Genomic DNA, 12328 nt, shown 5'->3' on the forward strand with positions numbered 1-12328 from the left:
CTTAGTTTTCCCAGATCTTGGCCAGTGCGTCTGGCAAATGTTCAAACCCGTCGATCACCATGTGTGCGGCGTGCAAGGCAGGCCGGTCGTGATAGCCCCAGCTGACGCCGATCCCGGCGACTTGAGCGGCAGCAGCCATCTCCATATCGAAACTGGTATCACCAATCATGACCGCGTGCTGGGGCGACACTCCCGTTTCCGCCAGCGCGGTTTCGATCATCGACGGGTGCGGTTTCGACGGATGGTGATCCGCCACCTGTCGGGTGATGAAATAGCGCTGAAGCCCATGCGCTTCGAGCAACGCATCCAAGCCGCGCTGGGATTTTCCGGTGGCCACGCCCAGTAGAACCTCGTCCTGCCTGTGCAACGCCTCGATCACCGCGCGCGCACCGGGATAAAGCGGCGAGCTTGCCGCACCCTGTTCCAGACGTTGCGCGTGATAGGCCTGTTTGTAGCCCTCAACCAACTGTCCCTGCACCTTCTCAGGCTGGTCTGGCGCTAGGCGCGCCATCGCGTGGGGCAAGGACAGGCCGACGATCGACAGAATCGCCCTGCGGTCAGGCACCGGTAGCGACAGCGCCTCGAAACAGGCGGTCATGGCCGAAACGATGGCCCCCTGACTGTCGACCAGAGTGCCATCCACATCAAACAGAACCAGCCGCAGGGGCGTGCTCATCGCAGCTCCTCGAACGGATCATCAGCGGCAAGGTCTTCAGTCCAGCCCAAAGTATCCCAGCTGTGCTTCATATGCTCCGGTAACGGGGCCTCGATCGCCACCGGCTTCCGGGTCATCGGATGTTCAAAGGACAGACGCCGTGCATGCAGGTGCAGCTTTTTGCTGATCACGCCGCCCAGCTGCGCGCCCCAGCCATCGCCGAGATTTTCCTGCCCCGAACCGCCATATTTGCCATCGCCGATAATCGGGTGGCCAATCGCTGCCATATGCGCGCGCAACTGATGGGTCCGGCCCGTGACAGGCTCCATCGCGACCCATGCGGCCCGACCCGCCACGCGATAAAGCGTTGCATAAAGCGTATGCGCCCGCTTTGCGCCGGGTGTGTCATTCACTTCGCTGGAATGGATGGCGATCATCTTCTCGCCTTCCCCCTGCTTGCCATGACCGTGGGCTTTGACCAGCCCGGTCTTGATCTCGCCCAGATAGGGCGTCGGCACACCGGCCACCAGCGCCCAGTAAATTTTGCGCGTGTTGCGGTGGCGGAATGCAGCGGTCAAGCCCTTGGCCGCCTCGCGCGTGCGCGCCATCAACAGCACGCCGGAGGTATCCTTGTCCAGCCGGTGCACAAGGCGCGGGTTCTCGTCATAGCCAAAGCGCAGCGCCTCGGACAGGCTGTCCACATGGCGGGTCTGGCCGCTGCCGCCCTGCACCGGCAGGCCATGGGGTTTGTTCAGCGCCAGAACATGGTCGTCGCGATAGATCACGCAGGACTGGATCATCTTCGCATCCGCATCCGAGACACGGTGCTTCACCTCAACCGGCTTATGGTCCGCATCGGGCAGCGGCGGCACGCGCACAGACTGCCCGACCTCCAACCGTGTCGAGGCTTTGACCCGTCCGCCGTCGACCCGCAGCTCGCCCTTGCGGCACATCTTCTCGATCCGGCCCTGGCTGACATGCGGGAACAGGCGGCGCAGCCAGCGATCCAGCCGCTGCTCGCCATCGCCTTCCGCCACGATGATCATCTGTACGCCGCTCATATCCTTGCCCCTTGCCTGATGTCCGGCCCCGAAACACGCGTCTGTCGCGCGCCGCGCGCAAAGAGTCAAGACAGCCCTACCGCGCGTTCCGCTGCGCCCGCAGTTTGGCGAAATACTCCAGCCGCTTTTTCAGTTCGCGCTCGAACCCGCGCTCGACAGGCTGATAGAGTGCCGGTCTCTCCATGTCGTCGGGGAAATAGTTCTGGCCCGAAAACCCGTCCTCTGCGTCGTGATCATAGGCATAGCCGCTGCCATATCCCTGATCCTTCATCAGCGAGGTCGGCGCGTTCAGAATATGCTTGGGTGGCGGTTCGCTGCCCGATTTCCTGGCCAACGCCATCGCGGCTTTATAGCCCACATAAGCTCCGTTGGACTTCGGAGCCAGCGCCAGATACACCACCGCCTGCGCCAGCGCCAACTCACCCTCGGGTGAGCCCAGCCGTTCATAGGTTTCCCACCCCTGCAAACAGATTGCCTGTGCCTGCGGATCAGCCAGCCCCACATCCTCGACCGCCATGCGGGTCAGGCGGCGGGCCAGAAAGCGCGGGTCTTCCCCGCCGGTCAACATGCGCGCGAACCAATAGAGCGCCGCGTCCGGGTCCGATCCCCGCACCGATTTATGCAGGGCCGAAATCAGGTTGTAATGCTCGTCCCCCGACTTGTCGTATTTCGAGGCCCGGCGCATCAGGCGGGTCGACAGCGCCTCGGGCGTCAGCGCCTTTTCGGTTTTCCACGCCGCCGCCTGTTCGATCAGGTTCAGCAGCGCCCGCCCATCGCCATCCGCCATCTCATGCAGCGCATCCCGCGCCGCCGGGGTCAGCGGCAGGGCACGACCCAGCTCTTTCTCGGCGCGCTGGGTCAACCGTTCCAGATCAGCAAGGCTGAGCCGTTCCAGCACCAGCACCTGCGCCCGGCTGAGCACAGCGGCGTTCAATTCGAACGAAGGGTTCTCGGTCGTGGCCCCGACCAGCAGGATGGTGCCATCCTCCATATGCGGCAGAAACCCGTCCTGCTGCGCCTTGTTGAACCGGTGGATTTCGTCGACGAACAGCAACGTCCCCTGCCCGTTCTGGCGTCGGATCTTCGCCGCCTCGAACACCTTTTTCAGATCGGGCACACCGGTGAAAATGGCGCTGATCTGCACGAAATGCAGGTCGGTTTCCTGCGCCAGCAGACGCGCGATCGTCGTCTTGCCGACCCCCGGTGGCCCCCAGAAAATCAGGCTGGACAGGCTGCCCGAAGCCAGCATCACCCCCAAAGGCGCGTCCGGGCCCAGAACCTGTTCCTGCCCGATCACCTCGGTCAGCGATTGCGGGCGCAACCGGTCCGCCAGCGGGCGGTGGGGCGCGGCAGGCTCGGCCCCGCCGGTATCGAACAGATCAGACACAGGTCACAACCGGAACCGCAGCGACACAGACCGCCCGCCGCGCTGAATCTCAAACTGCAGACGGCGGCCGGGGTCGGTCAGCGCCTTGGTCACGTCGGAGGGCTCGGCGATCTCGACCCCATTGATACTGCTGATCACGTCGCCCGCCCGCAGGCCCGAACGCCCGCCGTACCGGGCTGCATCGACAACCACGACGCCGGTCACCGACAGGGGCAGCCGCAGCCGTGTGATCACCGCCGGGTTGATGCGCGAGACGGTCAGGCCGGGCATCACTGTGTTGTCGTCCAGAGTGGTCTCGTCCGCTGCAGGTGTTTCCGGAGCCCTGACCAGCGCAACGCTGATATCATCGCTCTGATCCCCACGCAGGAGCGTGAGGACCGAGGTGCCGCCCACACCCGCCACCGACATGCGGAATTTCATCTCGGCGGGTGAGTTCACCTCATCCCCATCCACATGGGTCACAACATCCCCAACCCGCAACCCGGCCTCGCCCAAAGGGCTGAGCGGATGGATGTCCGAGATCACGACGCCCATGGGAAAAGTCAGACCCAGAGACTCGGCGATATCCGCGCTCATATGCTGACCCGCGATACCTGCCCAGGGGCTTACGAAACGGTCATTGCCCGCCCGCGCCTGCCGCAGGAATTCGGCCACCAGATTGGCCGGGATGGCAAAACCGATGCCATTCGAGCCGCCGGAACGCGTCAGGATCGAGGTGTTGATGCCGATCAGATCACCATTCACGTCGATCAACGCCCCGCCCGAGTTTCCCGGATTGATCGCCGCGTCCGTCTGAATGAAGTAGCCTCGCGCATTGCCGGTCGCTGTCCCGGTGCGTGCCAGCCCTGAAATGATGCCCGACGACACGGTCTGCCCTACGCCAAACGGATTGCCGATGGCCAACGCCAGCTCTCCGACCTCAACGTGATCCGAGTCGCGCAGCGTCAGGAATGGCAGGTCCTCGGCCTCTTCCAGCCGCAGGATCGCGATGTCGCTTTCCTTGTCGCCCAGAACCACCTGCGCCGAGTATTCACGCCGGTCGGTTGTCACCACACGAATCTCGGTCGCGGTACCAACCACATGATAGTTCGAAACCACATAGCCATCCGCCGACAGGATCACGCCTGACCCTAACGAGTTCTGCACCCGCTGCCGGGGCTCATTGAACCCTCGGCCAAAGAAATCGCGGAAGAACGGGTCGGAAAACAGCGGATTGACACGCCCCTCACGCACGATCTTGGCGTAGATGTTCACCACGGCAGGCGAGGCCTGCTTGACCACCGGGGCAAACCCGAGGCTGATTTCGGCTTGCGACTGGGGCACCCGCGTCTCGGCGGTACCTTGGGTCGCAATTGCGAAAAAAATCAGGGTCAGAAAGGCGCGGATCATGGGGGCTCCGGGGATTTGGATCAGCCCAGATATGCTGGCCGCGCGCCATGATTGCAAGCAGGCGATGCGCCAAAAGAAAACCTCCGCCCGGTTGCCCGAACGGAGGTTTCTGATCGGCAATATGCCTGATCTTATTCTTCTGCAGCCTCTTCGGCGGCAACACGGGCCTTGTCGGCCGCGCCTTTGGCGTCGACATCGCGATCCACAAATTCGATGATCGCCATCGGGGCCATGTCACCATAACGGAAGCCAGCTTTCAGAATACGGACATAACCGCCCTGACGCTCGGCGTAGCGGGGGCCCAGAACTTCGAACAGCTTGGCGACGTCTTTGTCTTCTTTCAGCTGTGCTGCGGCCTGACGGCGAGCGTGCAGGTCGCCGCGCTTGCCCAGAGTGACCAGCTTTTCGATGATCGGGCGCAGTTCTTTTGCCTTGGGCAGAGTCGTTTTGATTTGCTCATGCTCGATGAGCGAGCCAGCCATGTTCGCAAACAGCGCCTTGCGGTGCTCATGAGTACGGTTCAGGCGGCGGTAACCACGTGCGTGACGCATTTTCTTAATCCTTCTTTAGCGTTTTGCTTTGTCTGGCCGGCGATGCGTGTCACCGGCTCTCCTTGGGGCGGAAGTGCCCGTATGGTCCCCGGAAGCCCGGGCATTGGGGAAGACGCGTTTAGAACGCGTCTTCGAATTTCTTCGCCAGATCTTCGATGTTGTCGGGCGGCCAGTCCTCGACATCCATGCCGAGGTGCAGACCCATGCCGGACAGCACTTCTTTGATCTCGTTCAGCGACTTGCGGCCGAAGTTCGGGGTGCGGAGCATCTCGGCTTCGGTCTTCTGGATCAGGTCGCCGATGTAAACGATGTTGTCGTTCTTCAGGCAGTTTGCCGAACGGACCGACAACTCCAGCTCGTCGACTTTCTTGAGCAGCAGCGGGTTGAACTCCAGACCATCGTCTTCGTCCTGGCGGCCAGCCGATTCCGGCTCGTCGAAGTTGACGAAAATCGACAGCTGATCCTGCAGGATGCGCGCAGCATAGGCCAGCGCGTCTTCCGGCGTGATCGAACCATCGGTTTCGATCTTCAGGGTCAGCTTGTCATAGTCCAGAACCTGACCTTCGCGGGTCGGCTGAACGTCATAGGCAACCTTTTTGACCGGCGAATAGATCGCGTCGATCGGGATCAGGCCGATGGGTGCATCTTCGGGCTTGTTCTTTTCAGCCGAGACGTAGCCCTTGCCGGTATTGACGGTCAGTTCCATGAACAGGTCGGCGCCATCGTCCAGGTGGCAGATGACGTGATCGCGGTTCAGAACCTCGATACCAGCGCTTTCGCTGATGTCGCCAGCGGTGACAACTGCGGGGCCTTTGGCATTGATCGAAAGGCGCTTGGGCCCTTCGACTTCCATGCGCAGCGACACGCCCTTGAGGTTCAGGATGATGTCGGTGACGTCTTCGCGGACACCTGCAACCGAGGAGAACTCGTGCAGGACGTTGTCGATCTGAACGCTGGTGATGGCCGCGCCTTGCAGCGAGCTCATCAGAACGCGGCGCAGCGCGTTGCCCAGGGTCAGACCAAAGCCACGCTCCAGCGGTTCAGCGACCAGAGTTGCCTGACGCGCAGGGTCGTTGCCCGGCTTGCCGTCCAGCTGGGTCGGCTTGATCAATTCTGCCCAATTCTTGTGGATCATGTAATCCCTCCATTCCTGTCCGCGCCCCATGACCAACAAGGTGCAGACGCCCGAGGTTCAAAATGACGTGCTGGGGCCGTGCAAAAACACAGCCCCAGCCTAATTCAAAATCGCTTAGACGCGACGACGCTTCGGCGGACGGCAGCCGTTGTGAGCGATCGGTGTCACGTCGCGGATCGACGTGATGTTGAAGCCCACGGCAGCCAGCGCGCGCAGAGCAGATTCACGGCCCGAACCGGGGCCCTGAACTTCGACTTCCAGCGTCTTAACGCCATGTTCCTGCGCCTTCTTGCCTGCATCTTCTGCAGCCATCTGAGCGGCGTAGGGGGTCGATTTCCGCGATCCTTTGAAGCCCATGGTACCGGCAGACGACCACGAGATGGCGTTGCCCTGTACGTCCGAGATCAGGATCTTGGTGTTGTTGAAGGTCGAGTTCACATGGGCAACGCCCGATGCGATGTTCTTGCGCTCTTTGCGCTTAACGCGAGTCTTGTCACGTGCCATCAGTCAGACCCCCTCTTATTTCTTTTTACCGGCAATGGCCTTTGCGGGGCCTTTGCGGGTACGAGCATTGGTGTGGGTACGCTGACCGCGAACCGGCAGGTTGCGGCGGTGACGCAGACCGCGATAGCAGCCCAGGTCCATCAGGCGCTTGACGTTCATCTGAACTTCACGACGCAGGTCACCTTCAACGGTGAAGTTTGCATCGATATGTTCGCGGATGGCCAGAACTTCGGCGTCGGACAGTTCATTGACGCGACGGTGCGCTTCAATGCCTACGGCTTCGCAGATCGCTTTGGCCGAGGTGTTTCCGATACCGGTGATATATGTGAGGGCGATTGGTACCCGCTTTGCAGTCGGGATGTTTACGCCGGCAATACGTGCCACGTGTCACTTTCCTTTTCGTTGCGGTTCCGTAACTCCAGAACCTTTTTTCACAACGCTTGACCGTGGCAGTGTCGCCAGTGGGTCCAGCATTATTCGAGGTGGTCGGGGCGGCCGGGACGAATCCCGCGCGCGATAGTGATTCCCAGAGGGATGTGGGTCGATATGGGCTTTTGGACTTGACGTCAAGCCCATATCAGAAACCGTGTTGCGTCAGCCGTTCAGAACGTCCGAAATCGCACCTTGAACCTCTCCGATCTCACCCAGACCGTTGATCTTGGTGAGTTGCCCGTTGGCATAATAATAGCCAATCAGCGGAGAGGTTTTCTTGTAATATTCCATCAGTCGGGTCTTGAGGCTTTCCTCATTATCGTCTGCACGGCGCTTGAAGTCATTCTCTTTACCGCAATTGGTGCATTTGCCTTCTGCGGGGATCGGCTTGGTGATGTCATTATAGACTTCACCGCAGCCGCCACAGGTCGAGCGCGCGGTGATGCGCTGAACCAGAGCGGCGTCATCCACTTCCATCTCGATGACGGCGTCAAGACTGTTGCCGGTACTCGCCAGCAACTCGCCCAAAGCATCGGCCTGGGCCAGCGTCCGAGGGAAGCCATCGAAGATAAAACCGCCCTCGGCACCGGCATCCAGCTTTTCGCGGATCAGGCCGATGACGATCTCATCGGTTACAAGTTGACCCTTTGCCATCACCTCGGCCACGCGGTTGCCCATTTCAGTGCCGCTATCTTTGGCCTCGCGCAGCATGTCTCCTGTGCTGAGCTGCACCATGCCGCGGGTGTCAACCAGATGACGCGCCTGCGTACCTTTGCCTGCCCCCGGGGGGCCGAGAAGAATGATGTTCATCGACGGGACGGTGCCTTTCTGCCGCGTTTCTTGGATTTACCGCGCAGTTGGGACTTTTCGATCAGCCCTTCATATTGATGCGCCAGCAGGTGGCTTTGGACCTGTTGGATCGTGTCCATGGTCACCGAGACGATAATCAACACGGAGGTGCCGCCGAAATAGAACGGAATGGCGAACTGGCCCCGCAGGATTTCCGGCAGCAGACAGACAGCCGCCAGATAGGCCGAGCCCAGAACCAGCACGCGGTTGACCACATATTCCAGATATTCGGAGGTTTTCTTGCCCGGACGGATACCGGGAATGAACCCGTTCTGCTTTTTGAGGTTATCTGCCACATCGTCCGGCTTAAACGCCACGTTGAACGTGTAGAAATAGGCAAAGAACACGATCATCGAGGCGAAGAACAGCAGATACAGCGGCTGACCGGGGCCAAAGTTGGCCAGCAGCCAGGACATCACAGGCCCGTTCGTCGCACCCGACGAGAAGGTCGAGATCGTCACCGGCAGCAACAGCAGCGAGCTTGCAAAGATCGCTGGGATAACGCCCGATGGGTTGACCTTGACCGGCAGGTGGCTCGACCCGCCTTCATAAACCTTCATGCCAGCCTGTCGGCGCGGGTATTGAATGTGTATCTTACGCAGAGCGCGCTCCATGAACACCACAAAGGTGATCACCGCGATGACCATTACGATCACACCGACGATCACCGCGGGGCTGATGGCGCCGCTGCGACCCGAGGCAAAGAACTGCGCCAGTGCCGCGGGAACCTCGGCAATGATACCGACGAAAATGATCAGAGAGATACCGTTGCCGATGCCGCGTGCGGTGATCTGCTCACCCAGCCACATCAGGAACATGGTGCCGCCGACCAGCGTAATCATGGTCGACAAGCGGAAGAACATGCCCGGATCTGTCGCCAGATCGCCCGACTCCAGGGATACGGCCAAACCATAGGCCTGAACGGTGGCCAGAGCGACGGTGCCGAAACGGGTATACTGGTTGATCTTCTTGCGGCCCTGCTCGCCCTCTTTCTTGAGTTGTTCGAGCGCGGGAACCATGGATGTCAGCAGCTGCACGATGATCGAGGCCGAGATATAGGGCATGATCCCGAGGGCAAAGATACCCATTCGACCCAGCGCCCCGCCGGTGAACATCGAAACCATGCCGCCGATGCCCTGCCCCGCCTGCTCCATGAACTCGCGCAGCGCTTGCCCGTCGATCCCCGGCACCGGAATGAAGGTGCCCAGACGATAGACGATCAACAAACCCAGCGTGAACAGGATGCGGTTGCGCAGATCGGTGGCTTTGCCCAAAGCAGCCCAGCTTGTGTTGGCTGCCATTTGTTCTGCTGCTGATACCATAAATCGGTCTCTCTTATGCAAACACCGCCCGGAACCGTTTTCCGGCTCGGGCGGCGTCTTGGAAAACTCTGAGGTCTATGTAAGCGGGTCTGGGCCCGCTCACAAGCGCTTACTCTGCCGCAGCAGCTTTTGTTACCGTCAGTGAACCGCCCGCTTTCTCGACCGCCTCAACGGCAGACTTCGAAGCACCAGTGACTTCCAGGTTCACTTTCGCGGTGATTTCACCTTTGGCCAGAACGCGGATACCGTCCAGCTTGCGGCGCACCAGACCAGATGCAACCAGCGCATCCTCGGTGATCGCAGCCTTTGCGTCCAGCTTGCCGGCGTCGACGAATTTCTGGATCAGGCCCAGGTTGATAACGGCGAACGCCTTGCGGTTCGGCTTGTTGAAGCCGCGCTTGGGCAGGCGCTGGTACAGCGGCATCTGGCCGCCTTCGTAGCCGTTGATGGCCACACCCGAACGGGATTTCTGACCCTTGATACCACGGCCACCCATTTTCCCTTTGCCGGAACCTGGACCACGGCCAACGCGGGTGCGTTTCGGTGCTGCGCCAGGATTGTCGCGCAATTCATTCAGTTTCATTTCGCTTCTCCTAAGCCGGATGTGACCCCCGAAGCGTGATGGGTCAACCACGGCGTTTCTTGGTTTTGATTCTCGTGGACGGAAATCCACTGGAGCGCTCTACAGCGTCCCGGCTTTGGTTGCAAGATGTGTTGTATCACAGCGCACAAAACCAAAAGAGGCGCCGGGATGGCGCCTCTTCTTCCGTGAGTGAGTGATGTGTTACGCGCAATAGGCGTGTTCACGCGCGATATCAGCGATATCGCAGCGGCGGACACCGATATCGTCCAGCTCGCGATTGCTCAGGTTTTGCAACTCGCGATAGGTGCGATGGTATTCCGCAGCGCGCGCGCGGTTTTCTTTTACGCGCTCGAACAGGTTTGCAATGCGGGCGCTCAGATTGAAGCCGCCATGTGTCAGAGTAGCTGTATGTGCCATATCTAATTTCCTTTCTGTACCGGGGCGCATTCCCCGGGCGTTTCCATTTGTTCCTTTGTGGACAACGCTCAGATAAGGGCGAAAGATATCGCTAACAATGCAGTTTTGGGTCTAGCCGTTTTGCATCAGCAGCATAGCAGAGACTCAATGAATATCCTCAGTAATGATCATGCTCGTTCGGGTTGTCGAAAAGCGTGCCGTCATATTTTGGCAGGTCATCTTGGAGATCAAACCATGGGAGTTTGCTTTGATAATTCACATGGAATGTCGGCCTGAACGCCTGCGGGGCCTCAAGCGAAGCCGCGTAAAGGTGCATCCCGCCCGGATAATGATCAGCCTCAAAGCCCATGGGTGAGCCGCAGTTTTCACAAAAATGTCTGAAAACACCTTTTGAGCTTTCAAGCGTCTTCGGTGGATGCGCAGACCACCTGAAACTGGTCAGAGGTACGCCAAGCCATGCAACGACCGGGGCGGCACAATTTCTGCGACAATCATCGCAGTGACAATAGCAGGCCCAGTTGGGTTCCCCATCGTATTCCCAACGGGTTTGTCCACAAAAACACTTTCCGCGTGTCGTCACGAGCTCTCCCCCTCCGGTGTTTCTCAGCTTCTTACAAAGCGGTTCGATCTGCCCGTCGACCAAGCGCTTTGAAGCCAGTCAAAGCAAACCAGCCTCGGGTGATCTTTTCCGATACCGACATGACGTCGACCGCAATAGCCAATGCCGTCCTTAAAGAAAAACGCCCCCGACTAAGTCGAGGGCGTTTCAAGTTCTTCGAAGAAGTCGCGCTTAGCCGCGCTCTTCGACGATCTCAACCAGATGCGGGATCTTACGGATCATGCCGCGGATCGAAGGAGTGTCCTCCAGTTCGCGGGTCTTGTTCATCTTGTTCAGGCCTAGACCGATCAGGGTTGCGCGCTGTTCGGCGGGGCGACGGATCGGAGAACCGATCTGCTTGACGACGATGGTTTTTGCCATTGCTCGCTACTCCTTACGCTTCGGCTTCAGCCGGTGCTTCGTCCCGCTTGGGCAGGATGTCGGCAACTTTTTTACCACGACGTGCGGCAACCGAACGCGGGCTCTGCTCTTTTTGCAGGCCGTTGATGGTGGCGCGGATCATGTTGTACGGGTTCTGCGAGCCCAGCGACTTGGACACAACGTCCTTAACGCCCAGCATTTCGAACACAGCACGCATCGGACCACCGGCGATGATACCGGTACCTTCAGGCGCGGTGCGCATGACCACTTTACCGGCGCCGTGACGGCCTTCGATGTCGTGGTGCAGGGTCCGACCTTCGCGCAGTTGCACGCGGATCATCTGACGCTTGGCTTGTTCAGTTGCCTTACGGATGGCCTCGGGTACTTCTTTCGCTTTACCCTTGCCAAAGCCGACACGGCCTTTCTGATCGCCGACAACCACCAGAGCGGCGAAGCCAAAGCGCTTACCACCTTTTACGGTTTTCGACACGCGGTTGATTGCGACCAGGCGATCGGCAAATTCCGGTGCTTCTTCACGGTCGCGGCCACGGCCCCGACGGTTTTCACGTTCTGCCATTTGGCATCCCTTTTCTCATATGGCGCTCTCGGCACCGTTTTCTTCAATCCAAGTGAGCCCCGACTGTTGCCGAGGCCCCCGGATCATCGGGGCAGCCGTCAAGCTGCCCACAGGTCTTAGATCTTCAGACCACCTTCACGCGCGGCGTCGGCAACTGCCTTCACCTTGCCGTGGAACAGGAAGCCACCACGATCGAAATAGGCCTCTTCGACGCCTGCCTTCTTGGCACGCTCGGCGATGGCCGCGCCCACTTTGGTGGCCGCTTCGACGTTGTTCTTGCCAACGACGCCCAGATCCTTTTCCAGGGTCGAGGCCGAGGCCAGGGTCACGCCACGAACGTCGTCGATCAGCTGAACGCTGATGTTCTTGTTCGAACGGTGAACCGACAGGCGTACACGGCCCGCGTTGACTTTGCGAAGTTTGTTCCGAACGCGCAGGCGGCGCTTCAGAAACAGGGTTCTTTTGCTGTTTGCCATTGTTTGCGTCC

General features: G+C 59.9%; 16 protein-coding genes. All 16 read right to left on the reverse strand.

Going from position 1 to position 12328, the window contains the following annotated elements; translation table 11 throughout:
* Position 1: 1 nt before the first annotated feature.
* Positions 2-676, reverse strand: a complete 675-nt coding sequence (locus ACR3EN_RS03010) for an HAD-IA family hydrolase (RefSeq protein WP_480819105.1) — start codon at positions 674-676, stop codon at positions 2-4.
* The gene (locus ACR3EN_RS03015; RefSeq protein ID WP_480819104.1) at positions 673-1716 is read right to left on the reverse strand and encodes an RluA family pseudouridine synthase; all 1044 of its coding nucleotides are present in this window, start codon (positions 1714-1716) and stop codon (positions 673-675) included. The genes ACR3EN_RS03010 and ACR3EN_RS03015 overlap by 4 nt, the downstream gene beginning before the upstream one ends.
* 76 nt (positions 1717-1792) lie before the next feature.
* Positions 1793-3103, reverse strand: coding sequence for a replication-associated recombination protein A (locus tag ACR3EN_RS03020; protein ID WP_480819103.1), 1311 nt, complete (start codon positions 3101-3103; stop codon positions 1793-1795).
* 3 nt (positions 3104-3106) lie between these two features.
* Positions 3107-4492, reverse strand: coding sequence for a trypsin-like peptidase domain-containing protein (locus ACR3EN_RS03025; RefSeq protein ID WP_480819102.1), 1386 nt, complete (start codon positions 4490-4492; stop codon positions 3107-3109).
* 131 nt (positions 4493-4623) lie between these two features.
* The gene (gene rplQ / locus ACR3EN_RS03030; RefSeq protein ID WP_170334079.1) at positions 4624-5043 is read right to left on the reverse strand and encodes a 50S ribosomal protein L17; all 420 of its coding nucleotides are present in this window, start codon (positions 5041-5043) and stop codon (positions 4624-4626) included.
* 118 nt (positions 5044-5161) lie between these two features.
* Positions 5162-6178, reverse strand: a complete 1017-nt coding sequence (locus ACR3EN_RS03035) for a DNA-directed RNA polymerase subunit alpha (RefSeq protein ID WP_170377644.1) — start codon at positions 6176-6178, stop codon at positions 5162-5164.
* Between the two features lie 114 nt (positions 6179-6292).
* Positions 6293-6682: a 30S ribosomal protein S11 gene (gene rpsK / locus ACR3EN_RS03040; protein ID WP_008757289.1), complete on the reverse strand. Its 390-nt coding sequence runs from the start codon at positions 6680-6682 to the stop codon at positions 6293-6295.
* Between the two features lie 15 nt (positions 6683-6697).
* Positions 6698-7066 (reverse strand): 30S ribosomal protein S13, encoded by a 369-nt coding sequence (gene rpsM / locus ACR3EN_RS03045; RefSeq protein ID WP_008757392.1) that lies wholly within the window; start codon positions 7064-7066, stop codon positions 6698-6700.
* A gap of 210 nt (positions 7067-7276) precedes the next feature.
* Positions 7277-7924 (reverse strand): adenylate kinase, encoded by a 648-nt coding sequence (locus ACR3EN_RS03050; RefSeq protein WP_480819101.1) that lies wholly within the window; start codon positions 7922-7924, stop codon positions 7277-7279.
* On the reverse strand, positions 7921-9285 hold the full coding sequence (gene secY, locus ACR3EN_RS03055; RefSeq protein WP_480819100.1) for a preprotein translocase subunit SecY: 1365 nt from the start codon (positions 9283-9285) through the stop codon (positions 7921-7923). The genes ACR3EN_RS03050 and secY overlap by 4 nt, the downstream gene beginning before the upstream one ends.
* A 109-nt stretch (positions 9286-9394) precedes the next feature.
* The gene (gene rplO, locus ACR3EN_RS03060) at positions 9395-9868 is read right to left on the reverse strand and encodes a 50S ribosomal protein L15 (protein ID WP_480819099.1); all 474 of its coding nucleotides are present in this window, start codon (positions 9866-9868) and stop codon (positions 9395-9397) included.
* 201 nt (positions 9869-10069) lie between these two features.
* On the reverse strand, positions 10070-10285 hold the full coding sequence (locus ACR3EN_RS03065; protein WP_480819098.1) for a DUF1127 domain-containing protein: 216 nt from the start codon (positions 10283-10285) through the stop codon (positions 10070-10072).
* 157 nt (positions 10286-10442) lie between these two features.
* A complete protein-coding gene (locus ACR3EN_RS03070; RefSeq protein WP_480819097.1) occupies positions 10443-10865 on the reverse strand; it encodes a GFA family protein in 423 nt (140 codons plus the stop codon).
* A 210-nt stretch (positions 10866-11075) separates the two neighbouring features.
* On the reverse strand, positions 11076-11264 hold the full coding sequence (gene rpmD / locus ACR3EN_RS03075; protein ID WP_480819096.1) for a 50S ribosomal protein L30: 189 nt from the start codon (positions 11262-11264) through the stop codon (positions 11076-11078).
* A 13-nt stretch (positions 11265-11277) separates the two neighbouring features.
* Positions 11278-11841 (reverse strand): 30S ribosomal protein S5, encoded by a 564-nt coding sequence (rpsE, locus tag ACR3EN_RS03080; protein WP_170356677.1) that lies wholly within the window; start codon positions 11839-11841, stop codon positions 11278-11280.
* 116 nt (positions 11842-11957) lie between these two features.
* On the reverse strand, positions 11958-12317 hold the full coding sequence (rplR, locus tag ACR3EN_RS03085) for a 50S ribosomal protein L18 (RefSeq protein WP_039523386.1): 360 nt from the start codon (positions 12315-12317) through the stop codon (positions 11958-11960).
* Between the last annotated feature and the right edge of the window lie 11 nt (positions 12318-12328).

It is taken from the genome of Ruegeria sp. G7, from assembly GCF_056535465.1.

Excerpts from the sequence above, each read along its gene's own strand:
- ACR3EN_RS03010 (WP_480819105.1), bottom strand. The coding sequence starts at position 676 with ATGAGCACGCCCCTGCGGCTGGTTCTGTTTGATGTGGATGGCACTCTG.
- ACR3EN_RS03015 (WP_480819104.1), bottom strand. The coding sequence starts at position 1,716 with ATGAGCGGCGTACAGATGATCATCGTGGCGGAAGGCGATGGCGAGCAG.
- ACR3EN_RS03025 (WP_480819102.1), bottom strand. The coding sequence starts at position 4,492 with ATGATCCGCGCCTTTCTGACCCTGATTTTTTTCGCAATTGCGACCCAA.
- rplQ (WP_170334079.1), bottom strand. The coding sequence starts at position 5,043 with ATGCGTCACGCACGTGGTTACCGCCGCCTGAACCGTACTCATGAGCAC.
- ACR3EN_RS03035 (WP_170377644.1), bottom strand. The coding sequence starts at position 6,178 with ATGATCCACAAGAATTGGGCAGAATTGATCAAGCCGACCCAGCTGGAC.
- rpsK (WP_008757289.1), bottom strand. The coding sequence starts at position 6,682 with ATGGCACGTGACAAGACTCGCGTTAAGCGCAAAGAGCGCAAGAACATC.
- ACR3EN_RS03050 (WP_480819101.1), bottom strand. The coding sequence starts at position 7,924 with ATGAACATCATTCTTCTCGGCCCCCCGGGGGCAGGCAAAGGTACGCAG.
- secY (WP_480819100.1), bottom strand. The coding sequence starts at position 9,285 with ATGGTATCAGCAGCAGAACAAATGGCAGCCAACACAAGCTGGGCTGCT.
- rplO (WP_480819099.1), bottom strand. The coding sequence starts at position 9,868 with ATGAAACTGAATGAATTGCGCGACAATCCTGGCGCAGCACCGAAACGC.
- ACR3EN_RS03065 (WP_480819098.1), bottom strand. The coding sequence starts at position 10,285 with ATGGCACATACAGCTACTCTGACACATGGCGGCTTCAATCTGAGCGCC.
- rpmD (WP_480819096.1), bottom strand. The coding sequence starts at position 11,264 with ATGGCAAAAACCATCGTCGTCAAGCAGATCGGTTCTCCGATCCGTCGC.
- rpsE (WP_170356677.1), bottom strand. The coding sequence starts at position 11,841 with ATGGCAGAACGTGAAAACCGTCGGGGCCGTGGCCGCGACCGTGAAGAA.
- rplR (WP_039523386.1), bottom strand. The coding sequence starts at position 12,317 with ATGGCAAACAGCAAAAGAACCCTGTTTCTGAAGCGCCGCCTGCGCGTT.